Source organism: Kitasatospora sp. GAS204B (genome assembly GCF_029892155.1).
Lineage (GTDB): Bacteria > Actinomycetota > Actinomycetes > Streptomycetales > Streptomycetaceae > Kitasatospora.
Genome location: NZ_JARZAG010000025.1, coordinates 1 through 24,175 on the forward strand (window position 1 = coordinate 1; position 24,175 = coordinate 24,175).

22 protein-coding genes are annotated in these 24,175 nt (G+C 72.4%); 12 read left to right on the top strand and 10 right to left on the bottom strand.

What is annotated here, in order from left to right; all coding sequences use genetic code 11:
* Positions 1-51: 51 nt before the first annotated feature.
* The 4 genes from P3T41_RS28240 to P3T41_RS28255 all read left to right on the top strand — a co-directional run bounded on the left by P3T41_RS28240 (position 52) and on the right by P3T41_RS28255 (position 7,245).
* Complete coding sequence (locus P3T41_RS28240; protein ID WP_280693474.1) at positions 52-1,674, top strand: WD40 repeat domain-containing protein; 1,623 nt, start codon at positions 52-54, stop codon at positions 1,672-1,674.
* 385 nt (positions 1,675-2,059) lie between these two features.
* A complete protein-coding gene (locus P3T41_RS28245; RefSeq protein ID WP_280693360.1) occupies positions 2,060-2,230 on the top strand; it encodes an FDLD family class I lanthipeptide in 171 nt (56 codons plus the stop codon).
* A gap of 195 nt (positions 2,231-2,425) precedes the next feature.
* Positions 2,426-5,746, top strand: coding sequence for a lantibiotic dehydratase (locus P3T41_RS28250; RefSeq protein ID WP_280693361.1), 3,321 nt, complete (start codon positions 2,426-2,428; stop codon positions 5,744-5,746).
* 56 nt (positions 5,747-5,802) lie between these two features.
* Positions 5,803-7,245, top strand: a complete 1,443-nt coding sequence (locus tag P3T41_RS28255) for a lanthionine synthetase C family protein (RefSeq protein ID WP_280693362.1) — start codon at positions 5,803-5,805, stop codon at positions 7,243-7,245.
* 40 nt (positions 7,246-7,285) lie between these two features.
* On the opposite strand, the gene P3T41_RS28260 is transcribed toward P3T41_RS28255, so the two are convergent.
* From P3T41_RS28260 to P3T41_RS28270, 3 genes are all read right to left on the bottom strand, one after another.
* The gene (locus P3T41_RS28260) at positions 7,286-7,882 is read right to left on the bottom strand and encodes a hypothetical protein (protein WP_280693363.1); all 597 of its coding nucleotides are present in this window, start codon (positions 7,880-7,882) and stop codon (positions 7,286-7,288) included.
* 85 nt (positions 7,883-7,967) lie between these two features.
* On the bottom strand, positions 7,968-8,396 hold the full coding sequence (locus P3T41_RS28265) for a nucleoside deaminase (RefSeq protein WP_280693364.1): 429 nt from the start codon (positions 8,394-8,396) through the stop codon (positions 7,968-7,970).
* Entirely contained in the window at positions 8,393-9,256 is an 864-nt protein-coding gene (locus P3T41_RS28270; protein ID WP_280693365.1) for an LLM class flavin-dependent oxidoreductase, read from the bottom strand. Before P3T41_RS28270 ends, P3T41_RS28265 begins: the two co-directional genes overlap by 4 nt.
* Positions 9,257-9,350: 94 nt before the next feature.
* Between P3T41_RS28270 and P3T41_RS28275 the strand changes: the two genes are divergently transcribed.
* A complete protein-coding gene (locus tag P3T41_RS28275) occupies positions 9,351-9,836 on the top strand; it encodes an Lrp/AsnC family transcriptional regulator (protein ID WP_280693366.1) in 486 nt (161 codons plus the stop codon).
* Here the strand turns inward: P3T41_RS28275 and P3T41_RS28280 are convergent.
* Entirely contained in the window at positions 9,819-10,409 is a 591-nt protein-coding gene (locus P3T41_RS28280) for a TetR/AcrR family transcriptional regulator (RefSeq protein WP_280693367.1), read from the bottom strand. The genes P3T41_RS28275 and P3T41_RS28280 overlap by 18 nt on opposite strands.
* 172 nt (positions 10,410-10,581) lie before the next feature.
* On the opposite strand from P3T41_RS28280, the gene P3T41_RS28285 reads away from it, so the two are divergent.
* Positions 10,582-11,541 (top strand): chlorophyllase, encoded by a 960-nt coding sequence (locus tag P3T41_RS28285; protein WP_280693368.1) that lies wholly within the window; start codon positions 10,582-10,584, stop codon positions 11,539-11,541.
* 15 nt (positions 11,542-11,556) lie between these two features.
* Here P3T41_RS28285 and P3T41_RS28290 read toward each other — a convergent pair whose 3' ends face one another.
* Both P3T41_RS28290 and P3T41_RS28295 read right to left on the bottom strand, forming a co-directional pair.
* Complete coding sequence (locus P3T41_RS28290; RefSeq protein WP_280693369.1) at positions 11,557-11,766, bottom strand: hypothetical protein; 210 nt, start codon at positions 11,764-11,766, stop codon at positions 11,557-11,559.
* Positions 11,767-11,793: 27 nt separating this feature from the next.
* Entirely contained in the window at positions 11,794-12,525 is a 732-nt protein-coding gene (locus tag P3T41_RS28295) for a TetR/AcrR family transcriptional regulator (protein ID WP_280693370.1), read from the bottom strand.
* Positions 12,526-12,743: 218 nt separating this feature from the next.
* On the opposite strand from P3T41_RS28295, the gene P3T41_RS28300 reads away from it, so the two are divergent.
* The 6 genes from P3T41_RS28300 to P3T41_RS28325 are packed head-to-tail and all read left to right on the top strand — an operon-like array spanning position 12,744 to position 19,767.
* Positions 12,744-14,408 carry an amidohydrolase gene (locus P3T41_RS28300; RefSeq protein WP_280693371.1) on the top strand — a complete coding sequence of 555 codons (1,665 nt, stop codon included), beginning with the start codon at positions 12,744-12,746 and terminating at the stop codon, positions 14,406-14,408.
* 17 nt (positions 14,409-14,425) lie between these two features.
* Positions 14,426-16,090 (top strand): ABC transporter substrate-binding protein, encoded by a 1,665-nt coding sequence (locus P3T41_RS28305; RefSeq protein ID WP_280693372.1) that lies wholly within the window; start codon positions 14,426-14,428, stop codon positions 16,088-16,090.
* Positions 16,090-17,037, top strand: coding sequence for an ABC transporter permease (locus tag P3T41_RS28310; protein WP_280693373.1), 948 nt, complete (start codon positions 16,090-16,092; stop codon positions 17,035-17,037). The genes P3T41_RS28305 and P3T41_RS28310 overlap by 1 nt, the downstream gene beginning before the upstream one ends.
* A complete protein-coding gene (locus P3T41_RS28315) occupies positions 17,034-17,960 on the top strand; it encodes an ABC transporter permease (RefSeq protein WP_280693374.1) in 927 nt (308 codons plus the stop codon). Before P3T41_RS28310 ends, P3T41_RS28315 begins: the two co-directional genes overlap by 4 nt.
* Positions 17,957-18,958, top strand: coding sequence for an ABC transporter ATP-binding protein (locus P3T41_RS28320; RefSeq protein WP_280693375.1), 1,002 nt, complete (start codon positions 17,957-17,959; stop codon positions 18,956-18,958). Before P3T41_RS28315 ends, P3T41_RS28320 begins: the two co-directional genes overlap by 4 nt.
* Complete coding sequence (locus P3T41_RS28325) at positions 18,955-19,767, top strand: ATP-binding cassette domain-containing protein (protein ID WP_280693376.1); 813 nt, start codon at positions 18,955-18,957, stop codon at positions 19,765-19,767. Before P3T41_RS28320 ends, P3T41_RS28325 begins: the two co-directional genes overlap by 4 nt.
* A gap of 77 nt (positions 19,768-19,844) precedes the next feature.
* Here P3T41_RS28325 and P3T41_RS28330 read toward each other — a convergent pair whose 3' ends face one another.
* The 4 genes from P3T41_RS28330 to P3T41_RS28345 are packed head-to-tail and all read right to left on the bottom strand — an operon-like array spanning position 19,845 to position 23,941.
* Positions 19,845-20,705 carry an ABC transporter permease gene (locus P3T41_RS28330; RefSeq protein ID WP_280693377.1) on the bottom strand — a complete coding sequence of 287 codons (861 nt, stop codon included), beginning with the start codon at positions 20,703-20,705 and terminating at the stop codon, positions 19,845-19,847.
* Positions 20,705-21,637: an ABC transporter permease gene (locus P3T41_RS28335; protein WP_280693378.1), complete on the bottom strand. Its 933-nt coding sequence runs from the start codon at positions 21,635-21,637 to the stop codon at positions 20,705-20,707. Before P3T41_RS28335 ends, P3T41_RS28330 begins: the two co-directional genes overlap by 1 nt.
* Positions 21,634-22,785 carry an ABC transporter ATP-binding protein gene (locus tag P3T41_RS28340; protein ID WP_280693379.1) on the bottom strand — a complete coding sequence of 384 codons (1,152 nt, stop codon included), beginning with the start codon at positions 22,783-22,785 and terminating at the stop codon, positions 21,634-21,636. Before P3T41_RS28340 ends, P3T41_RS28335 begins: the two co-directional genes overlap by 4 nt.
* A 31-nt stretch (positions 22,786-22,816) precedes the next feature.
* On the bottom strand, positions 22,817-23,941 hold the full coding sequence (locus P3T41_RS28345; RefSeq protein WP_280693380.1) for a spermidine/putrescine ABC transporter substrate-binding protein: 1,125 nt from the start codon (positions 23,939-23,941) through the stop codon (positions 22,817-22,819).
* Between the last annotated feature and the right edge of the window lie 234 nt (positions 23,942-24,175).

Here is a 24,175-nt window from a genome sequence, read left to right on the forward strand (position 1 = left end):
CTTGGTGGGCGGCCTGTGGCGGTGTCCGGTTCTTACGATGGCACGGTGTGGGTGTGGGATCTGGCGACGGGTCAGCCGGTCGGGCAGCCGTTGAGTGGGCACGGTGGTGGGGTGCGGGCGGTGGTGTGTGCGGAACTTGGTGGGCGGCCTGTGGCGGTGTCCGGTTCTTACGATGGCACGGTGCGGGTGTGGGATCTGGCGACGGGTCAGCCGGTCGGGCAGCCGTTGAGCGGGCACGGCAGTGGGGTGCGGGCGGTGGCGTGCACGGAACTGGCCGGCCGCCCCGTCGTCGTCGCCGTCACCGGTTCCTATGACGCCGTGTGCATGTGGGACCTGACCACCGCCGAACCCCTCGGCCAACCCCTGCGCCAGACCAGGGGGATGGTGGATGTCGCGTGCACCGTGCTGGACGGGCGCCCGGTGGCGGTCACCAGTTCCGGGGGCCGCACGGTGCGGGTCTGGGACCTGGTCGCCGGCCGGCCGATCGGCCAACCCCTCACCGGCCACACCGACATCGTGGCGGCGGTGGCGTGCACGGTGCTGGACGGACGCCCGGTGGCGGTCACCGGCTCCGAGGACTGCACAGTGCGGGTCTGGGATCTGACGGCTGGTCAGCCCGTGGGCCAGGCTCTGAACGGCCATACCGACACGGTGACCGCGGTGGCGTGCACGGTGCTGGACGGGCGGCCGGTGGCGGTCACCGGCTCCAAGGACTGCACGGTGCGGGTGTGGGACCTGGGCGTGGACCGGCCGTTGGGGCAGCCGCTGAGTGGTCACACCGACACGGTGACCGCGGCGGCGTGCACCGTCCTGGACGGGCGTCCGGTGGCCGTCACCGGCTCCTGGGACCGCACGGTGCGGGTGTGGGACCTGGCCGCAGGCCGGCCGATCGGCCAACCCCTCACCGGTCACACCGACATGGTGACGGCGGCGGCGTGCACCAGCTTGGACGGCAGGCCGGTCGCGGTCACCGGCTCCATCGACTCCTCCCTGCGGGTGTGGGATCTGGCGGCAGGTCGAGCCATCGGTCTGCCGTTGACCGGCCACGCCAACGCGGTGGCGGCGGTGGCGTGCACGGTGCTGGAGGGGCGTCCGGTGGCCGTCACCGGTTCCTGGGACGCCACGGTGCGGGTGTGGGACCTGACAGCTGGTCGAGCCATCGGTCTGCCGTTGACCGGTCACACCAACGCGGTGGCGGCGCTGGCGTGCACGGTGCTGGAGGGGCGGCGCGTGGCGGTCACCGGTTCCTGGGACGCCACGGTGCGGGTGTGGGACCTGGCTGCTGGCAAGCCAGTTGGCCGGCCGCTGACCGGTCACACCGGCAAGGTGATCGCGGTGGCGTGCGTGGTGCTGGACGGGCGTCCGGTGGCCGTCACCGGCTCCGAGGACCACACGGTGCGGCTGTGGGACCTGGCGGCCGGCAAGCCGATCGGCCGGCCGCTCACCGGTCACACCGGCAAGGTGACCGCGGTGGCGTGCGCGGTGCTGGACGGGCGCCCCGTCGCCGTCACCGGCTCCGACGACCACACGGTGCGGTTCTGGGACCTCCTCGGCCTGGCACCGGTGGACGTGCTCGACCTGCCGGCCCAGTGCTCGGCACTGGCCCTGTCCGACGTCGAATGGCTCGCCTGCGCGTTCGGCCGGGACATCGCCGTCTTCGGTCGACACGCGTAAGAGGCCTAGGGCCTGTACGGCGGATCTTTTCGGATGAGCCCGCGGCGTTGGGCGCCCGGCTGGGCGTGCGCCCGAGTCGTCCTCGTACTGGACGTACTTGGGCGATTCGGGCGTGCGTCCAGCCGGGATGCCCGGCGTCGCGGGCCCGGAAAGATCCGCCGTACAGGCCCTAGGACCCACCGTCGCGGCATCAAGTGGCTGATCCCGTTCCTCTGCTGACGCTCAGCCGCCCGGGTGGGCGCGGGCCCGTCCGCCGGCCGGCCCGGCCCCTGGCCAGCGCATCCAGCACGCCTACCGGATCCGCTCCAGATCCATTCGAGGCGCCCGGCCGACACTGACGGTGCACGTGCTACCGCCCCACCCACACCACCCACAGGAGAACCCCATGAGCACTGCCACTCTCCCGGTCGCCGTAGACGTGACCGAGCTGGAGGACCTCTTCGACCTCGACGTGCGCATCGAGGTGAGCGAGACTGCCGCAGAGGCCGCGTTCACCAGCGTCGTCTGCAGCGTCACTTGTGCCTCCTGCATCATGACCGCCTGCTGCGGCTGGTAACGGCCACCGGGATCCTTCTGCTGCTTCTGACGGCCGCAGGCCGGCTCCGCCGACGGCGCACGCCCGGCGGAGCCGGCGGCTGAGGGCTCACGGGACCGGCGGCGCGCGCCGCCGGTCCCGGGCCCACCCGCGCGCCCGGCCACCACGCCGACGCGCCGTCCACACCGAGGGACCGCCACCGAGGGACTGCCACCGATGCCGCTGCCGCCCGCCACCCCACCGCTCTTCCGCGCCGCCCCCGTCGCCCTGTTGCGCGCGCCGCTCCGCGGCCACGACCGCCGCGCTGCCTGGGCCGTGGCCACCCCCTCGGACCCCACCGACCGGGCGGCCTGCGAACAGCTGCTGCGCGGCGCGGCCGGCGACGGATTCTTCATGGAGGCGCTGCGGGTCGCCAGCCCCACGCTGGCCAACCTGGTGGAGGCGAGCATGCAGCCCACCGGGCTCGCCACCCGCACCGACGCCCAACTGCGGCGCGCCGCGGTCTCGGTGCTGCGCTACGAGATCCGGCTGCGCTCCCGCAGCACCCCGTTCGGGCTCTTCGCCGGCGTCGCCCCGGTCCGGGTCGGCGCCACGGCCGACGGCCCGGCGGCGAAGGTGTCCTGGTCGCAGCCGGCGACCAGCCGGACCAGGGTCGACCTCGACTGGCTCCTGCGCCTGGTCCAGCGGCTGGAGCAGGACCCCGAGCTGCTCCCGCACCTGACCCTGCACGTCCACGCCGGCACCGTCCCGCGCGGCGGCCGGCTGGTGATGGCCGCACCCTCCAACCCCGGTGCCACCGCGGGCGACAGCACCCGAAGCGAGGTCTCGGTGCGGATCACGCCGGTGGTCACCGCCGCCTTGGAGCTGGCCGCCGCCGGCACCACCGCCACGGCGGCCGTCACCGAGCTGGAGCGGCGCTTCCCCACGGCCCCGGCCGGTGCGGCCGCGAGGCTGCTGGCCACCCTGGTCCGCCAGGAGTTCCTGATCACGGGGCTGCGCCCGGTGCTCGACGGCGGCGACCCGCTCGGCCGGGTGATCGGCGTGCTGGCCGCCGCGGAGCACTCCGCAGGCCGGCCGCTGCCCCTGCTGGCCGCCCTGCGCGCGATCGCCGCCGACCGCGACCGGTACGACGCCGCCGCCCCGGGCGAGCGCCGCGCGGCGCTCGCCGCACTGGAGCGGAAGATGCGGCAACTGGCCGACGCCGAGCGGCTGATCCACGTCGACATGGCGCTGGGCGCCGAGGTGCGCCTGCCGCAGGCCGTCGCCGACGAGGCGGCCCGCGGGCTGGGCGTGCTGTGGCGACTGTCCGCGCCCGGTCCGGGAACGCCGCCGCTGCGCGGCTACCACCGGGACTTCCTGGAGCGCTACGGCGTGGACCGCGTCGTTCCGGTGCTGGAGGCGCTGGACGACACGGTCGGCATCGGCGCGCCGGCCGGCTATGCCTGGCCGCCTTCGACCCGCACCGAGGAACCGGCACGGTCGGTGCCCCGGGACCGGGAGCTGCTGCTGGGCCGGCTGGCCGCCGAGGCGGTGCGCGACGGCGCCCGGGAGGTGGTGCTGGACGACGCCCTGGTGGCGCGGCTGGCCCCCGGAGAGCCGCGGTCCGAGCGGCTACCGCGCTCCTGCGAGCTGTTCTGCACGCTGGTCGCCGCCGACGAACAGGCGCTGTCCGACGGCGACTTCCTGCTGGTCGGCGGCGGTGGACCGGGCCAGACCGAGGCCGGCGCCACCTTCGGGCGGTTCGCCGGACTGGCCGGCTCGGTCAACGAGGAGCTGGCCGCCTTCGCCTTCCCCGAGCAGCCGGACGCGCTGCATCTCGCCGTCGCCTACCAGCCGCGGCACACCCGGGCGCTCAACGTCGCCAACAGCCCGCGCACCGCGGACCACGAGGTGACGATCGGGCTGCCGCCGGACCCGGCCGCAACCGCCGTGCGCCTGGAGGAGATCGGCGTGGCCGCCACCGTCGACCACCTGTACGCGGTGCACCTGCCCACCGGCCGGTTGCTGCTGCCGCACGCCCACCACGCGCTCGACGTGCGAGGCCAGGCGCCGAACGTCGCCCGGTTCCTGCTCGACGTGGGCCGGGACGCCTACCGGACCTACACCCCCTGGGACTGGGGACCGGCCGCCGGTGCGCCGTTCCTGCCGCGGGTGCGCTACGGCCGGGTGGTGCTCGCCTCCGCCACCTGGCGGCTGGACGAGCTGGCCGAGCACACCGGACTCGACCCGGCCGGCTGGGGCGCGGCGGTGCAGCGCTGGCGGGAGCGCTGGCAGGTGCCACGGCAGCTGGTGCTGACCCGCTACGACCACCGCCTGCCGGTGGACCTGACCGACGCCTGGCACCGTGAGTTGCTGCGCGACGCGCTCGCCAAGGACCCCGGCCTGCTGGCCGTCGAGCTGCCCGGCGGCGAGCAGCGGACCGACGGCTGGCTGCGCGACGCCGAGGGCCTGGCCCACCGCTCCGAGCTGGCGCTGGCCTTCGCCCGCCGGCCGCAGGCGGTCCAGCCGCAGCCGGCCACCCAGCCACCGGTGACCGGCCGGCCCGCGCCCGCCGCGCGCCTCGTGCCACCAGCGCGCCCGGCCGGCCCGCGGCTGGCCGAGCCCGGCGGCGAGTGGCTCTACGCGAAGCTCTACCTCGCGGGCCGGCACACGGATGCCTTCCTCCAGGAGCGGCTGAACCCGTTCCTGGCCGAACTGCCCGGCCCGGCCCAGGCGGTGATCGACCGCTGGTTCTTCATCCGCTACCGGGATCCGGACGACCACCTGCGGCTGCGCTTCCACGGGCCGGCGGACACCCTGTGGCAGGAGCTGCTACCGCCCCTGCGCGGCGCGGTGCGGCAGTGGACGGCCCAGGGGCTGGTCGGACGGTTCGTGCTGGACGGCTACGACCCCGAGTGGGAGCGCTACGGCGGCCCCGAGGCCCAGGCGGCCGCCGAACGCTTCTTCGCCGCCGACAGCCGTACGACCCTCACCCTGCTGCGGACCGCCCGGCAGGCCGCCGCGATGCCCGGTGACGGTGGGCGCGGTGACGGCGGGCCCAGTGACGGTGGGCGCGGTGACGTGCCGTGGGACAAGGAGACGCTGGCCGCGCTCTCCCTCGCCTCCATCGCGCACGCCGCCGGCCTGCCGCCGGAGGCCGTCGCCCCGGCCCGCTACCAGGAGCCGGCCGCCGCCTGGCTGGCCGGCACCGCGGTCGACCAGGAGCTGCCGGCCGGCTACCGGGCCAACCGGGCCAAGTGGCTGCGACTGATCGACCCGGCCGGCGGTTGGCCCGCACTGGCCGAACACCCGCTCGGTGCCCAGGTGGCGCAGGCACTGGCCGACCAGGCCGGACACCTGCGTGCCTACCGCGAGCAACTGGACGAACTCGCCGCCCGCGGCGCCGATTGGTCGCCACTGCCCACGGTGGTGGCGAGCCTGCTCCACATGTCCTGCAACCGGCTGCTCGGGACCGACCGGGAGGCCGAGCTGCGCGCGCACGCCCTCGCCCGCGCCTGCGTGACCGGAAACGCCGACCGAAGGAAGCACCAGCGGTGACCACGGCAACAGCGACCACGGCAGCCGTAACCACGGCGACAGGGACGGTGACGGCGGTGACCACGGAGGCGGTGACGCAACCGGTGACGACACCGGTGACGCAGCCGGTGACGACACCGGTCGCGACCACGGCGGCGGCGCCCGGCACCACCGGGCGCATCGAGGCGGCCGTCGAGCGGGTGGCCGCCGCCCTCACCGAGGAGCCGCGGCAGCACGGCCCCGGCCGGCCCGCCGCCCCCGCGGCCGCACTGGGCGGCGCGGCCGGCGTCGCCCTCCTGCTCACCGAGCTCGCCCGCCGCGACTCGGGCCGGCTGCCCGCCGCGCACGGCCGGCTCACGGTGGCGGCCAAGGCCCTGACCAACACCGCCTCGGTCGGTCTGCACCACGGTCCGGCCGCGGTGTTGGTGGCCGTTCAGGCGGCCGCGAGGCTCGGCGGTCACTATCCGCGCCTGCGCCACACCCTGACCGCGCACGTCGCGACCGAGCAGCTCGCCCGCCTCGCGGCCCAGCCGGCCGGACCGGGTGTGGACTGGTCGTCCTACGACGCCATCGCCGGCGCCAGCGGCACCGGCCGGGTGCTGCTCACCGCGGTCACCGACGGCGACGCCGAGGAGCGGGCGGCGGCCGAGCCCGCGCTGCGCGCCACCCTCGCCCACCTCGTCGCGCTCAGCCGGCCGGTGCGGGTGGGCGGCCGGCAGGTGCCCGGCTGGTGGGTACCGGGTCACCGCCAGCTAACGGCCGCCGACCGCGCACGTTTCCCGCGCGGTGACATCAACCTCGGGACGGCCCACGGCATCGCGGGCCCGCTGGCGCTGCTCGCCCGCAGCGCCGAGCTGGAGGTGACGGTCGACGGGCAGCTGGCGGCCGTGCGGCGGATCGGCGGCTGGCTGGCCGCGCGGGCGGACCACGACGCGTCCGGGCCGTACTGGCAGCCGAGGCTGCCGCTGGACGAGGAGATCGCCCGGGCCTGCGGCGGGCCCACCTCGTCCGCCGCGCCCGTCGCCACCGCCGCCGCTGCCTGGTGTTACGGCTCAGTCAGCATCGCGGGCGCCCTGCTGCGCGCGGCTCGGGTGACCGGCGAGGAGGCCTGGTACCGGCTCGCCCTGGACAGCGCCCACGCCGTGCTGGCCCGCCCCGGCACTCTGGACCACCTGAAGGGCCCCACCGTCTGCCACGGCGAGGCGGGCTTCCTGCAGAGCCTGTGGCGGCTCGGGCGGCAGGCCGAGGACCCGGTCCTGCTCGACCACTGCGCGCGCCTGGCCGACCGGCTGGCCGCGGCCTTCGACCAGGAGGCCGTCTACGGCTACCGGCACCTGGCGCCGGCCCACCGCGACCGCGGCTGGCAGCCCGGCCGGCCGCCGAGCGCCGAGGACAACCCCGGGATCCTGGAGGGCGCGGCCGGCGTCGCGGCCGCCCTCCTCTCGGTGCTACCCGGCCCCGGTTCGTCGGACCACGAGCAGGACGAGCCCGTCTGGGACCGTGTCCTGCTGCTGTCCTGACACCGGGTCAGAACCTCCGCACGCCCTTGCCGCCCTTCCGTCAGCCCCTGGGACCGCCCGGCGACGCGGATCGTCGGCGGGCGAGGAACAGCCAGCCGGTGGCGAGGACACCGACCGCGGTCTCGACGATCCACAGGACCAACGGGCCTCGGCGGAAGCCCTCGTAGAGCGGCCAGGCCCAGGGCTCAGCGACCAGTGCCAGGCTCAGGCAGGCCCCGGCTGCCACCGATCGGGTGCCGGCGTACCTGCTGCCCAGCAAGCCGTAGACCACCCCGACGGGCAGCGCGATCAGGCCCCACGGCGGCGAGCCCCGGAAGATGTAGTGCAGCCAGCCCGCCACGCTCAGTCCGGATCCGAACTGGCGGGCGTAGAAGGCGATCAGGCACGCGAACTCGGCGAGCGTCCCCGCGGCGACGGCCCAGTGCCACGACCGTTGGAGGCGCCCGGCGAAGAAGGCGATCGCCAGCCAGGGGGCGAAGAGATTGCTCACCCAGAAGACGCGCGGATCATCCGGCGAAGGGATCCAGGAGATCGCGGCCCCGTAGCAGGCGGCCCCGGCCCCGGTCGCGGCGGCGAGCAGCGGCCGGGATCGCAGCCGTGCGGGGGCGGTGCCGTCGGCTCGCGTTGTCGTGGCCATCAGGCCCTTCCCTCGACGATCATCCGAGCAGTCTGACAGACGAGATGAACGCCGCCCGAGGCAGATCACGCCGGTTGAGCCGCCATCAGCGGTAGTACTCCGCGACCACGGCCCGGACCTCGTCGAGCAGCGCGGGGCCGTCCTGCGGCACGGGCGGTTGGCCGCTGCCCGGCCGGATGTCCAGGAGCTGCTCGTTGGACAGGGCGAACACCACCCGGCGTAGCCCCGCCCGTTGGATGACCGCCTCGCACATCCCGCACGGCTGGCAGCTGGTGTACATCGTGGTCCCCGCAGCCGTGGCCGGGTCCAGCTCTCGCGCGGCCCACCTCGCCAGCTTGAGTTCCGGGTGCGCGGTGATGTCCTGGTCGGTGAGGGTGGTGTTCTGCTCCTCTGCCAGCACCGTTCCGTCCGGTCCGGTCAGCAGCGACCCGAAGGGCGGGTTGCCGCTCGCGTGTGCCTCGGCCGCGAGCGCGATGGCTCGCCGGAGGAGGGTGTGGTCGTCGGGGGTGGTCATGAGAGCTCCGTTCGGCCGCGGGGCGGGTAGAAGTGTGCGGCCACCGTGGCGAGTGCCTGCCGGCCCAGCTGCGGGTGGCACGTCTCGCGGGGGTCGCCGGTGTAGGGGTCGAGGACGACGGTCTCGGCGCCCAGCAGCCGCAGTTGGTCGAGGTCGTCCATGACCTGGTCGATCGTGCCCTCCCCGGCGAGCCGTTGCGGTCCGCTGACCGGCGTCGCGGTGAGCTTGAGGGCGATCCGGGGGGCCAGCGCGGGCACGGGGAGGCGCTGTTCGGCCGCGGCGGCCCGCAGCCTGACCGCGGCTTCGCGCAGCCACGGCATGGTGCAGCGCAGCGGGTGCCAGGCGTCCCCGAGCCGGACGGCCCGGCGCAGCCCCGCGTCGCTGTTGCCGCCGACCCAGACCGGGATCCTGCGGGTGCCGTGGTCGGCGGTGTCCGACCAGGCCGCCCGGATGGCATGCAGGTGATCGTCCGTCAGCCGTCCGCGCCATTCGAAGGGGATCCCGAGGGCGGCGAACTCCTGCCGTGCCCAACCCACTCCCACGCCGAGGACCAGCCGGCCGCCGCTCAGCTGGTCCAGGTTGGCCGCCATCCGGGCGGTGAGCAGCGGGTGCCGGTAGGGAGCGATGAGGACCGTCGTGCCGAGCCGGACCCGGGTGGTGAGGCCGGCCAGCCACGACAAGGTGGTGAAGGGCTCGTAGAAGGGCGCCGGGTACCGCTCGGCGACGTCGGGCGTGATGGCGATGTGGTCGGAGACCATCAGCAGGTCGAAGCCCAGGCCCTCCACGGTCTGGGCCCAGCTGCGCAGGACTCCCGGGTCGGTGCCGGGGCCGAAATTGGGGACGTTGACGCCGATTTTCACACCGCCGAGCCTAGCCAGGTGTCACGGGCCGTCAGAAGGGATTCCTGCCTGTTCAGGGGCGGTTCGCCCGTGGATTCACCGGTAATCTGGGCGGATGACCGGGAATCTTGACGCGACGGACTGGGCGATCCTGGATGAGCTCCAGCAGGACGGCCGGATCGCGTACACGGAGCTGGCGCGGCGGGTGAACCTGAGCGCGTCGGCGACGACGGAGCGGGTGCGGCGGCTGGAGGCGACCGGGGTGATCACGGGGTACCGGGCCGAGGTGGATCTGGAGCGGACCGGGTACCTGGCGATGGCCGTGGTGCGGCTGAAGTACCCGGGAACCCGGCACGAGCCGCTTCGCCGGCTGCTCGGGGAGCGCTCGGAGATCCTGGAGTGCCTGCGCACCACCGGGGACGACTGCTACGTCCTGAAGGTGGCGGCCACGTCGATGGCCCAACTGGAGGAGATCGTCGACGCGCTGGCCCAGTTCGGGAGCACGACCACCGACCTGGTCCTCAGCCGGACGCTGCCGTTCCGCGGCCCACGAGAGTCCCGGGCAGCACGGACCCGGGCCGCGTCACCGCAGTCGCTGTAGTCCCCGGAGGAGCAGATCGACCAAGCGGCGCGGGTCATAGCGCGGGTCGCTGTCACGTCCGATGCAGAGGTTGCCGATGCCGCGCATCAGTTCGAGGGCGTGCGTACCGGGGTTGATCTCGCCGGCGTCGACCGCGGCGTCGAGCAGCTGCGCGCAGACGGGTACCAGGCGGTCGATGAAGTAGGTGTGCAGCGCGTCGAAGCCGCTGCTGTCGGACTGCAGCGCGTTGGCCAGCCCGTGCTTCGTGACCAGGAAGTCGACGAAGAGGTCGACCCACTGGCGCAGTGCCGCGAACGGCGAGTCGGCCCCGGCCAGCAGGGTCGGGCCGGCCTCGGCGCAGGCCTCGACCTGGTGGCGGTAGACGGCGACGACGAGGTCCGCCCGGGTCGGGAAGTGGCGGTAGATCGTCCCCACCCCGACGCCCGCGCTGGCCGCGATCTCACGGATCGGCGCGTCGACGCCGGAGGTGACGAACACTGCGGCGGCCGCGTCGAGCAGCGTCTGCCGGTTGCGCAGCGCGTCGGCCCGCTTGGTTCGGGTCGGCGCCTCCCCGGACGGGTCTGTTGTGGGCACCACGCTCTCCTTCCGACGTCCGACGGCCGTTGACAAAGCGGAACAGCGTTCCGTATATTAATCGGAACAACGATCCGCTTTAAGCGTAGCGGAAGCGGAACGCTCCTGACCGCCTCACCCCCGCCGCCCGCATGAGGCCGGCGGCAGGGGTCAGTGAAGGGAAGTACGCATCATGAGTGAATCGACTCACCCAGCCGGCACGTTCGGCTCGCCCACCCCAGTCCTCTCGGTCAGTCCGGTCGTGTTGCCGGCTCCGGGCCGAGCCGTGGACCTCGAGGTGCGCGTCTCCGCGCCCGTGACCGGGGGCGACCTGCCGGTCATCCTCCTCTCGCACGGGCAGGGCTACTCGAACAACCTCTCCTCGCTGAACGGCTACGCCCCCCTCGTCAACTTCTGGGCGGCGCACGGCTTCGTCGTGATCCAGCCCACCCACCTGAGCTCGACGACGCTGCGCCTGGCTCCCGACACCCCCGGGGCGCCGCTCCACTGGCGATCGCGGGCCGAGGACATGAAGCGCGTCCTCGACCGGTTCGACGTGATCGAGGCCGCCGTGCCGCAGCTCCGCGGGCGCCTGGACCGCGGCAGGGTCGCCGTCGCCGGGCACTCGATGGGCGGGCACACCGCGAGCCTGCTGCTGGGCGCCCGGCTCACCGATCCGGAGGACGGAACGGAAGCGAACCTGGCCGAGCCCCGGATCAAAGCGGGTGTGCTGCTCGCCGCGCCCGGCAGGGGCGGCGACGCCGTCACCGACGTCGTGGCCGAGAACTATCCCTTCCTCTCGACCACGGACTTCTCCGCGATGACGACGCCCGCGCTCGTGGTCGCCGGTGACAAGGACACCTCCGCCCACCTGACGGTCCGGGGCCCGCAGTGGCACGCCGATCCGTACGTCCTCGCGCCGGGCCCCAAGTCCCTGCTCACGCTGTTCGACGCGGAGCACGGGCTCGGCGGGGTCTCCGGATACGACGTCGCCGAGACCACGGACGAGAACCCCGAGCGCGTCGCCGTGGTCCAGCGGCTCACCTGGGCCTACCTCCGCAGCGAGCTCTACCCCGGGGATTCTGCTTGGCAGGCGGCATGTGACGCGCTGACGGCCGGACCCGACCCGCTCGGGCGGGTCGAATCCAAGTAAGGCGCAGTAGTCGAGTCAGTCGAGTGCCGTGTCCGCGAGCACCTTCCGGAGCACGTTCCAGGAGAGGTCCGAATAGGTCCTGAACTCCTTCTCCTTGTGGTCGAGCTCGTCGATGTAGCGGAACGTGTCGCGGTTGAGGTCGGCCGCCGTGTACGAGTCCATCGAGAGCTCGTTCTCGTTCAGGTACACGTGGAAGCTGGCCGCGAACTCCGAGGTGTCGCTCATGTACTGCGGGCCGGTGGGACCGTTGTCTCAGTCAGCGCTCTCCCGGACACCCCGCGCGCGCTCGATCCGGACGGCGATGCCGTCCAGGAACGTCGCCAGGATCAGCTCGAATACTTCCTCGTCGTTGCGGAACAGCTCCGTCAGCCGCGCGGCGCTCGCATGCAGGAGCGGGAAGTCCCGCTCCTGCAGCATGCCGTACTTGACCGCCCAGGCGGCGTCGTCCTTCGCCTGCGTGGCCGGGTCGAGTGAGCAGAACGCCGCCGTGTACTGCGTCATCGCCAGTGTCAGATCCAGGAGTTGCCGGTAGCACTCGGCTGCTTCGATGACCGGCAGGCCGGCCCGGTGCAGCACCGAGATCAGCTCCTCGACGCTGCTCGTCTCCGCCGGGCTCGCCGTCGTCCGGGCCGCGGCCAGCACCGCCACCGCCGGGCGGGCGAGGTAGGCGTTCCGTACGCTGCGCGCGGTGACGGTGAGCCAGGCGCGCCAGTCGTCCGACGGACCGTCGGGCAGCGCCGCCCGGGCCAGTTGCACCCCCTCCTGGATCGTCAGATCCGTGAGCGCGAGGATGAGTTCGTCCTTGTCGCGGAAGTGGCGGTAGACCGCCGTCGGGTCCGCGCCCAGCTCCTTGCCGAGGCGGCTGAAGCTGAGCTGGCCGCCGCCTTCGGGCGAGCAGAGGCGCAGCGCGGCCTCCAGGATCGACTCTCTGGTGAGCGCCGCGCGTCGCTTCGCCTTGGACTCTTCCGCCACCTGGGCCTCCACGCGGGCCGCTCCTCATCGTTCGCTCGGTTCCGGCTTCGCCACGACGGCGCCGAAACGCCGGGTCGCTTCACTCGATCGTAACGGCGGGCCCGTGTCAATGCCATTGACATCGCCATTGTCATCAGCTTTTCTTCTCCCATCATCCGGCAGTGCCCTCCCCGTGGCCCGCCGTTCAGGTCCCGCCGTCTCCTGTCTCCCCCCACTGCTCTGGAGCGCCCGTGCACCTCGATCCCCCGTTCGCCGACCTGGTCTTCCACGGCGGCCCGGTCTATACCGTCGACCCCGCCCGGTCCTGGGCCACCGCCGTCGCCGTGCGCGACGGGCGCATCGTCGCGGTTGGTCAGGACCACGACGTCCGGCCGTTGATCGGCCCCGCCACCGAAGTCGTGGACCTCGCCGGACGCCTGCTGCTGCCGGGTTTCCAGGACGCCCACGTGCACCCCGTGCTGGCCGGCACCACGCTGCGCAGCTGCGACCTGCACGAGTTGAGCACCGCCGACCAGTACCAGCGGGCCGTCGCCGAGTACGCCGCCGCGCGGCCCGAGGCCGCCTGGATCACGGGTGGCGGCTGGAGCATGGAGGCGTTCCCGGGCGGCACGCCGCACCGCTCGCTGCTGGACGCCGTCTGCCCCGACCGCCCGGTCGCCCTGCCCAACCGTGACGGCCACGGCCTGTGGGCCAACAGCCGCGCGCTGGAGATCGCCGGCATCACCGCCGAGACGCCGGACCCGGCCGACGGCCGGATCGAGCGCGACGCCGACGGCACCCCGACCGGCATGTTCCAGGAGGGCGCCGCCGAGCTGGTGACCCGGCACATACCGCCGCTCACCGACGAGGACTTCTACCAGGGCCTGCTGGCCGGCCAGGCCTACCTGCACTCCTTCGGCATCACCGGCTGGCAGGACGCCGGTGTCGGCGCCGACTTCGGCCCCGGCGACGTCTACGGCGCCTACCTGCGGGCCGACCGCGAGGGCACGCTGACCGCGCGGGTCCGCGGCGCGCAGTGGTGGAACCGGGACGGCGGGCTGGAGCAGCTGCCGGGGTTCCAGGACCGCCGCGCCGAGGCCGAGCGCAACGGCGAGCGCTTCCGGGCCGGCACCGTCAAGATCATGCTGGACGGCGTCGCGGAGAACCACACCGCGGCGATGCTGGAGCCCTACCTGGACGGCTGCGGCTGCTCCTCGGCCAACGCGGGCATGGACTTCGTCGACCCCGCCGAACTGGGCGGCTACGTCGCCGAACTGGACGCGGCCGGGTTCCAGGTGCACTTCCACGCGCTCGGTGACCGGGCTGTGCGCAACGCCCTGGACGCCGTCGAGGAGGCCATCCGCCGCAACGGCGACCGCGGCAACCGGCACCACCTGGCGCACCTCCAGGTGGTCCACCCCGACGACATCGCCCGCTTCCGCGAGCTCGGCGCGACCGCCAACATCCAGCCGCTCTGGGCCTGCCACGAGCCGCAGATGGACGAGTTGACCATCCCGTTCCTCGGCGAGCGCCGGGCCGGCTGGCAGTACCCGTTCGGCTCGCTGGTCCGAGCCGGCGCGATGCTCGCGGCCGGCAGCGACTGGTCGGTGAGCACCCCCGACGTGCTGGCCGGCGTCCACGTGGCCGTCAACCGCACCGGCGAGGAGGACCCCGACCGGGCGCTGGTCCCCGAGGAACGGATCGACCTGGCCACCGCGCTCGCCGCCTACACGGCCGGCACCGCCCGCGTGAACCACCTCGACGAGTGCACCGGTTCGGTGCAGACCGGCAAGTTCGCCGACCTGGTGGTGCTCGACCGCAACCCCTTCGCCGGCCCCAGCCAGGCCATCGCCGAGACCCGGGTGCTGCGCACCTACGTCCAGGGCGACCTGGTCCACTACGCCGAGTTCGAGTGAGCCGAGGAGTCAGCACCATGAACACCGGAACCGTGAACACGAGAGTCCCACGTGCCGCCCTCTGCGCCGTGACGGTGGCCCTGCTCGCCACCGGGTGCGGTTCGGGCGGCAGCGCCGCCTCGCCGCACGCGAACAGCAACTTCTCCACCGCGCAGGTCACCACCGCGCCGGGTACCAAGCCGATCAACTCGCTGACCTGGTCCGGGGACTACCGCGCGCCGTACGCGGAGGACCCGGTGAAGACGGCCGACTATCCCGAGGAGACCATCCTCGGCAACGTCTGCGAGCCGGTGCTCCGGGTGGCCGCCGACTACTCGGTCCACCCCGGCATCGCCAAGTCCTGGAGCCAGCCCGACGCCGAGCACGTGGTGCTCGAGCTCGACCCGCGGGCGCGGTTCAGCGACGGAAAGCCGGTCACCGCCGACGACGTGGTCTACAGCCTGACTCGCAACATGGACCCGCAGGTCGCCAGCAACTACGCCGACTCCTACAACGACGTCGCCTCGATCAAGGCCACCGGGCCCTCGCAGGTGACCGTCACGCTGTCCAAGCCCGACTACGTCTTCGTCCGCACCCTCGGCACCCTGGGCGCGGCGGTCGTGGAGCAGGCCTTCGCGGTCAAGGCCGGCACCGACTTCGGCAACGCCGACGTCGGCGTGGTCTGCGCCGGGCCCTACACCGTCCAGTCGTTCGACGGCACCAACCAGATGGTGCTCAAGCGCGACCCGAACTACTGGGACCCGAGCCACGCGGGCAAGGCGGACACGGTCACCTTCAAGTTCCTCGGCGACCCGTCCGCGCTCGCCAACGCGCTCGCCTCGAACGCCGTGCAGGGCGCGTTCGACCTGCAGGCCTCGACCATCAGCCAGTTGAGCCGGGCGGCCGGCGGCAAGCTCTACATCGGCGGCGAGGGCTCGACCACGCAGAACGTCGACCTGGTCGTCTCCAGCTTCAGCGGCGGCCTCGCCGACGCCCGCACCCGGCAGGCGCTGAGCATGGCGATCGACCGGGCCGGCATCGCCAAGACCATCTACAGCGGCGCCGCCGACCCGCTCTACGCCGTCGCGGGGCCGGGCTTCTGGCAGGGCAACCCCGCCGAGTCGGTCTACCGCACGGCCTACGACAAGCTCGCCAAGGGCCCGGACCTCGCGGGCGCGACCGCCCTGGTCAAGCAGGCCGGCGCGAGCGGCAAGCCGGTGACCATCGCGTACGCGGCCGGCACTCCGTCCTCCGCGCAGCTGGCCCAGGTGCTCCAGCAGACCGGCCAGGCGATCGGCCTCGACATCAAGATCGTCGGCCTGCCGGACCAGCAGTACGGCAGCCTGTTCACCGACCCGAAGGCCCGGGCCGCCTACGACGGGTTCCTGACGATCAACTACATGGAGTACCCGGAAGCGCAGACCATGTACGCGAGTTACGCCACCGCGACCGGCGCGCAGAACTTCAACGGCTACGACAGCGCGGCCGTCCAGCAGGATCTGGACGCGGCCCAGGCCACCGACGACCCGACCGCCCGGGCCCAGGCCGTGCTGAAGGCACAGACGGTGCTGGGGCAGGACCTGCCCTGGATCCCGATCGTCGCGCCGCGCGCGCTGCTCTTCCAGAGCCACGACGTCACCGGTGCGCCGCTGACCTTCTCCTACATGGACAACGCCTGGGTGACCGCGATCGGGGCGCCCTGATGACCCGTCTGCTGCTGCACCGCCTCGGCGGGCTGCTCACCACGCTGCTGCTGTCCAGCGTGCTGATCTTCGGCAGCCTCTACCTCGCGCCCGGCAGCCCGGAGAACGTGCTCTTCGGCAGCCGGATGCCGAGCGCCGCCGCCCGCGTGGCGGTGCGGCACCGGCTGCACCTGGACCAGCCGCTGCCGGTCCGCTACTGGGACTGGCTGACCGGCGTGCTCCACGGTGACCTGGGCACCTCGATGGTCACCGGTCAGCCGGTCGCCGACCGGATCAGCGCCGGGCTCGGCACCACGCTGCTGCTGGTGCTGATGACCATGGTGCTGGTGGTGGTCCTGGGCCTGGGCCTCGGGCTGGCCGCGGCCGTGCGGCCCGGCCGCGTCGACGGCGCGGTCAGCGCGTTCACCTCGGTCTCGGTGAGCGTGCCGCCGTTCGTCGCGTCCACGCTGCTGATCTCGGTCTTCGCGATCAGGATGGGCTGGTTCCCGGCCTCCGGCGTCGGCCAAGGACTGGGCGGGAAGATCGACGCGCTGGTGCTGCCCGCCTGCGCGCTGGCGGTGATCTCCTGCGGCTTCCTGGCCCGGGTCACCCGCAACGCGGTCCGCGAGGAGCTGGCGCGCGAGCACGTGCAGACCTCGCTGGTGCGCGGCCTGCCCCGGCTCGTGGTGCTCCGCGGCCACGTGCTGCGCAACGCACTGCCGCCGATCATCACCGCCATCGGCCTGCTGACCGCCGGCACCTTCGCTTCGACGCTGGTCGTCGAGTCCGCCTTCGCGGTGCCGGGGATCGGGCAGTTGACGATCCAGTCGGTGGCCCAGAAGGACTTCCCGGTGGTCCAGGCCGTGGCCCTGCTGCTGGTCGCCGCGTTCGTGGTCTGCAACGCGGCGAGCGACCTGATCCAGGCCCTGGTCGACCCGCGACTGCGCACGGCCGGGAGCACCTCGTGAGAGAGAAGCTGAGAACGACGACCGGCAGGCTGGGCCTGGCCGGCACCGCCTCGGCGGTGTTCCTGCTGGTCGTGCTGCTGATCGCGCTCGCCGCGCCGCTGCTCGCCCCGGCCGACCCCAACCGGCAGAGCCTGCTGGACGCCTACACCGGTCCGTCCGCCGCGCACCTGCTCGGCGCGGACGGCATCGGCCGCGACATCCTGTCCCGGCTGATGTTCGGTGCGCGCACCAGCCTGCTCGGCCCGGCGCTGGTCGTCGGCGTCTCGCTGCTGGTCGGCATCCCGCTGGCGCTGCTGGCCAGTTGGTACGGCGGCTGGGTCGACGCGGTGGTGGCCCGGGTCTTCGACCTGATCTACGCGCTGCCCGGGCTGCTGCTCGCGGTGCTGACGGTGGCCCTGTTCGGGCCCGGCCTGACACCGGCCGTCGCCGCGCTCTCGATCGCCTACGTGCCGTTCCTGGCCCGGATCGTGCGGGCGGCGGCGCGCCAGCAGCGGGTCAGCCCGTATGTCGACGCCCTGTCGGTGCAGGGCTTCGGCGTGCTGCGGATCTCGGTCGGCCACGTGCTGCGCAACATCGCGCCCACGGTGGTCGGCCAGGCAGCGATCGCCTTCGGCTACGCGCTGCTCGACCTCGCCTCGCTCTCCTACCTCGGCCTCGCCGTCCAGGCCCCGACGCCCGACTGGGGCGTCATGGTCAGCGACACCGACGCGCTGCTGAAGGGGTACTGGCTGCCGGTGATCGCACCGGGCGTGCTGATCGTGCTCACCGTCCTGGCACTGACCGTGCTCGGCGCGCGGATCAGCGGCGAGAAACCGCCGCGCTACCTGCGCCGCGCGAAGCGCACCGGCGACCGGCGAGTGCCGAACACGGCGCCCGTGGGGACGCCGAACCAGAAGGAGACGACCGTGGGAGCCGTCGGATGAGCGGGCCACTGCTGGAACTGTCGGGTCTCACGGTCGACATCGCCACCGAGGACGGCGCCCCGCGCACGCTGCTCGACGGCATCGACCTGACCCTCGCCCGCGGCGAGGCGCTGGGCCTGGTCGGCGAGTCCGGCTCGGGCAAGTCGATGACCGTGCGCGCGATCACCCGGCTGCTGCCGGCCGCGGCGCGGGCCTCGGGCACGATCCGCTTCGAGGGCGCCGACGTCGGCGCGATGGACGGGTCCGCCCTGCGCGCCTACCGCGACGGCGGTGTGGGCCTGGTCTTCCAGGACCCCCGTGCGCACATCAACCCGACCCGCCGGATCGGCGCGTTCCTGATCGAGGCGCTGGTCCGCAACCGAAAGGTGCCCAGACGCGAGGCGCTGGCCAGGGCGGCGGCGGTGCTGGCCGAGGTCGGCATCGACGACCCGGCCCGGCGACTGCGGCAGTACCCGCACGAGATCTCCGGCGGCATGCTGCAGCGCGTCATGATCGCCTCGGTGCTGCTCGCCGAGCCCCGGCTGATCCTGGCCGACGAGCCGACCACCGCGCTCGACGTGACGATCCAGCAGGAGGTCGTCGCCATCCTGGACCGGCTGCGCCGTGAGCGCGGCATGGGCATGGTCTTCATCACCCACGACCTCGACCTCGCGCTGGCTGTCTGCGGCCGGGTCGCGGTGATGTACGCGGGGCGGATCGTCGAACTGCGGTCCGCCGACACGCTGCACGAGCGCGCCGCCCACCCGTACACGGCCGGGCTGCTCGGCTCGCGCCCCGCGATCGACCGGCGGGCCGAGCGCCTGGCGGCCATTCCAGGCCGTCCCGTCTCGGCGTTCGAGTCGGGCCAGGGCTGCGCGTTCGCGCCGCGCTGCGCGCACGCGCGGCCGGCCTGCGAGCAGCGGCCGCCGGAACTCACCGAGTTCGACGGCGGGTTGGTGCGCTGCGCGCGGGTGACCGAGATCCGCCCGGCGCGGCCGAGCAAGGAGGCGAGCGTATGAGCACAGCAGGGACCGACACCGCGCAGGCGGTCGAGGTACGGGAACTGACCAAGGTGTTCAAGGGCGCGCGCGGGGTCCGGCACCAGGCCGTGGCGGACGTCTCGTTCGACGTCCCGGTCGGCGGCTCGCTCGGCATCGTCGGCGAGTCGGGATCGGGCAAGACCACCATCGCCCGGATGCTGGTCGGGCTGGAACGCCCGACCAGCGGCCGCATCGCGGTCCTCGGGCGCGACCGCAGCCGACCGGCGCGCCGGGGCGTGGAGCGCGGTGCCCGGGCGCGGGAGTTGCAGATCGTCTTCCAGGACCCGTACACCTCGCTCGACCCGAGGCAGAGCGCGCGGGCCGCGGTGGCGGAGGTGCTGCGCCACCACGGCGGGCTGACGGCGGAGCAGCGCGCGAAGCGACTCGACGAACTGGTCGACCAGGTGGGCCTGACCGAGCGCCAGGCCCTGGCCCGGCCGCGCGATCTCTCCGGCGGCCAGCGCCAGCGGGTGGCGATCGCCAGGGCGCTGGCGGCCCGGCCGCGGGTGCTGGTGCTGGACGAGGCGGTCTCGGCGCTGGACGTCTCGATCCAGGCGCAGATCCTCAACCTGCTCGCGGACATCCGCGCCGAGACCGGGCTGACCTACCTGCTGATCTCGCACGACCTGGCGGTCGTGCGGCAGCTCTGCGACACGGTGCTGGTGCTGCGCGGCGGTCGGGTGGTCGAGCAGGGCGACTGCGCGCGGGTGCTCGACGCGCCGGCCGAGGAGTACACCCGGGCGCTGCGCGAGGCCGTGCCGGTGCCGGGCTGGACGGTGGGGGTGTAGGCGGGGAACTGCGGCAACCTGAGCACGACAAGGCCCCCGACCGCTGTGCTGCGGTCGGGGGCCTTGTCGCGATCAGGCTACTTCCGGGCGGCTCGCACCCGACCGAGGATCGTCGAGAGCGCGATGACCGCCATGGTGCCCAGCAGCATCATCGAACCGATGACGTCGATCTGCGCCGGGTAGGCGCGCTGCACCGATCCCCAGATGTACATGGGGAAGGTCTCCAGGTTGCCGGCGGTGAAGACGGTGATGATGTAGTCGTCCACCGACAGCGCGAAGGCGAGCAGCGCCGCCGCCGCGATACCGGGGGCCACCAGCGGCAGGGTGACCTTGGTGAAGGTCTGGAACGGCGTGGCGTAGAGGTCCTGGGCCGCCCGCTCCAGGGTCGGGTCCATCCCCGCGAGCCGGGCCTTGACCGTCACCACGACATAGCTGACGCAGAACATCACATGCGCGATCGTGATGGTCCAGAAGCCGAGCCCGCCGGGGCCGACGGTGTTGAAGAACATCGCGGCCAGCGTCGCGCCCATCACCACCTCGGGGGCGGCCATCGGCAGGAACAGCAGGGCGTTGATGCCGGAGCGGGCCTTGAAGCGGTGGCGCACCATCGCGAAGGCGATCATCGTGCCCAGGATCGTCGCCACCACGGTGGCGACGGCGCCGATCTCCAGCGAGAGCCCGATGCTGTGGCACATCGCGGGGTTGGCGCACGGGTTGGCCCAGGCCGCCGTGGAGAAGTGGTTCCAGACGTAGTTGAACTTGCCCACCGGCTGGTTGAACGACATCCACAGGATGACCGCGTTGGGCAGCAGCATGAAGACGAAGATCGCCACCGTGACGACCAGCAGGATGTGCTCGCGGGCCCAGCTCAGCGGGCTGCGGCGGCGGACCGCCGGGGCACCGGCGCCGGCCGCGGGGGGAGCAGTCAGAGTCGTCATCAGAGCAGATCCTCCGTACCGGCCTTGCGGATGTAGCTCATCACCAGGACGAGCGTGCCGACCATCATCACGACCGAGATCGCCGAACCGACCGGGTAACCGGAGGTCTGCCGCAGGAACAGGTCCTCGATCTTCTGGCCGACCACGCCGGTGTTCGGGTTGCCCAGCAGCTGGGCGTTGATGTAGTCGCCGATCGCCGGGATGAAGGTCAGCAGGGTGCCGCCGACGACGCCGGGCATCGACAGCGGCAGGGTGATCCGCCGCCAGGTGGTGAAGGTGCTGCAGTAGAGGTCGCTGCCCGCCTCCAGCAGCCGGGGGTCGATCTTCTCCAGCGAGGTGTAGAGCGGCAGGATCGTGAACGGCAGGAAGTTGTAGACCATGCCGCAGACCACCGCCGCCGGGGTGTTGATCACATGGCCGCCGGTGGTCCAGCCGAGCGCCTCGGTCAGCCCGAGGACGTGCGCGCTGCGCAGCACGTGAACGACCGGGCCCTGGTCGGCGAGGATGGTCTCCCAGGCGATGGTGCGGATCAGGAAGCTGGTGAACGACGGCACGATCACCAGGGCCATCAGCAGTGACTTCCACTTGCCGCCCTTGAAGGCGATGAAGTAGGCCACCGGGTAGCCCAGCGCCAGGCAGAGGACCGTCGTGAGGGTCGAGTACAGGCCCGAATGCCAGTACTGCGTCCCGTAGTCGGAGATCGCGTGCCCGTAGTTGGCCCAGTGCCAGGTCAGCTTGAAGCCGTCGTCGTAGTTGCCCGTCTGCACCGAGGCCGAGACCGAGGTGAGGATCGGCAGCAGGAAGAAGACGGTCAGCCAGAGCAGACCCGGCAGCAGCAGGATCCAGGGGGTCAGGTTGCGGCGCGGCTTGTGATCCGGCGGGGCCGGCTTGCGCTGCGTCGCTCCGGCCGTGGGGTCGGCGACAGCGGTCACGCGGCGCCCTCCTCGTCCAGGACGGCGCCGGCCTCGATGTCCTGGGTGCCGTCCAGGCCGAAGCCCTGGCTCGGGTCCCAGTAGACGGCGACCTCGTTGCCCGGGCGCTGGATGGCGCGGCCGGTGTTCTGCTCGAACACCGAGATCTCCTCGCCGGAGGCCAGCTTGACCAGGTACTGGGTGGAGACACCGATGAACGAGGTGTCGACCACGGTGCCGGTCAGGCAGTTGAAACCGCTGGGCACCTCGTCCTCGGACCCGGCGATCTGCACCTTCTCCGGGCGGACGCCGAGGATCACGGCACCGCTGGTGGCGCGGGCGCGGTCGGCCTTCAGGGTGAGCGCGCGGCCGTGGGCGCGGACGGTGACCACACCGCCGTCGACGCCCTCGACCACACCGGGTATCAGGTTGGACTGGCCCAGGAAGTTGGCGACGAAGGTGGTGCTCGGGTTCTCGTACAGCTCCGCGGGGGAGCCCAACTGCTCGATCCGGCCCTGGTTCATCACCGCGATGGTGTCGGCCATCGTCATGGCCTCCTCCTGGTCGTGGGTGACGTGGACGAAGGTCAGGCCGACCTCGGTCTGGATCCGCTTGAGCTCGATCTGCATCTGGCGGCGCAGCTTGAGGTCCAGCGCGCCCAACGGCTCGTCCAGCAGCAGCACCTGCGGCTGGTTGATCAGGGCGCGGGCGAGCGCGATGCGCTGCTGCTGGCCGCCGGACAGCTGGTTGGGCTTGCGCTTGGCCAGGTGGCCCAGCTCGACCAGCTCCAGCATCTCCTCCACCTGGGGCCGGACACTCTTGAAACCGCGCCGGCGCAGGCCGAAGGCGACGTTCTCGAAGATGTCCAGGTGCGGGAAGAGCGCGTAGTTCTGGAAGACGGTGTTGACCGGGCGCCGGTAGGGCTTGGTGTCGGTGACCTCGGCGTCGCCCAGGAAGATCTGACCCGCCGTCGGGTCCTCCAGCCCGGAGACCATCCGCAGGGTGGTGGTCTTGCCGCAGCCCGACGCGCCCAGCAGGGCGAAGAACGAGCCCTGCGGGATGGTCAGGTCGAGATTGTCGACGGCGGTGAAGGCGCCGAAGCGCTTGGTGAGGCCGACCAGGCGGAGGTCCCCGCCCTCAATGCGGCCCAGTACGTCGTTGGAGCTCATCGATACTTCTTTCGCTGAGGAGACGGGTCCGCTACTGGCCGGTGACCTGCTGGAATCGGCTGGTGTAGTCGTCCAGTTGGGCGATGCTGAGGGCCATGAAGCCACGGGCCTTGTCCTGCATCTCCTGGCTGGGGACGATGAGCGGCACGGCGGCGGCGGTGGGGTCCAGCTGCTGGAGCGACGCCACCGCGCCGTCCACCGAGGGGATGTAGTTGATGAAGTCGTCCAGGGCGGCGGCGACGTCCGGCTCCAGGTAGTAGTTCAGCAGCTTCTCGGCATTGGTCTTGTGCCGCGCGAAGTTGGGGATGACGCAGTTGTCGGACCAGGAGAGCATGCCCTCGGTGGGCAGGTCGACGGTGACCAGGTTGGGCTTGCCGAGCTGCGCCACATCGCCCGAATAGGCCATCGTCACGGCCGTGTTGCCCTGCTGGAAGGCGCTCAGGTAGTCGTTCCCGGTGAAGGAGCGGATCTGGCCCGAGTCCTTGGCCCGGCGGACGTACTCCAGTGCCTGGTTGAACTGGGCCTCGGTGAAGTTCTCCGGATCGAATCCCAGCGCCAGCAGCGAGACCGCGACGGTGTCCTCCATCTCGCTGAAGAGCGAGACCTTTCCCCGCAGGTCCGCCCGGGTGAAGACCTCCGCGATCGAGGTGATCGGCTGCTTCACCAGGTCGGTGTTGTAGGCGAAGGTGGTGTACCCGTAGGCCCACGGCACGGAGAAGCGGCGGCCCGGATCGGTCGCGTCCTTGATGACGCTGGGCAGCATCTTCGCGTGGTTGGGGATGTTCGCCAGGTCGAGTTCCTGGATGTAGTCGTACGCCCGGTACTTGGCCACCATGTAGTCGCTGACGACCATCAGGTCGTAGCCGGTGTCGACGCCCTTGACCAACGACGGGTCGACCTTCGTGTACCAGTCGTTGTTGTCGTTGATGATCTCCAGGTAGTTGACCTGGATGCCGCTCTGCTTGACGAAGGCGTCCAGCGTGGGCCGCTTGTTGGGGTCCTTCGGATCGACGTCGATGTACGCCGGCCAGGTCGCGAAGTCGACCGTCCGTTCGGTGGCGGAGTAGTCCTTGCCGGCCTGCCCCACCTCCTTGCCACCGGGCGGAACGACATGGCCCGGCACGCCGCAGGCCGACAGCAGTCCGGTGCCGGCCACGGCCAGCCCTCCCGCTGTCACACCACGGAGCAGGGAACGGCGGCTTATCGCGGCGGCCGCCGAATGAGAGCGGGTTCGGTTGGTGAACCGCACCAGATCGGCAAAACTGGGGCCCGTCATGGGGATGGAGTGGCCTTTCTGCAGAACGCGGGGTGCTGGTCGATGGTCCTTTCCAGCGGTGGTGGGGGAATTGCGCTGCGGGGACAGCGGATGGGGTCAGAGATTAGGGCGGGA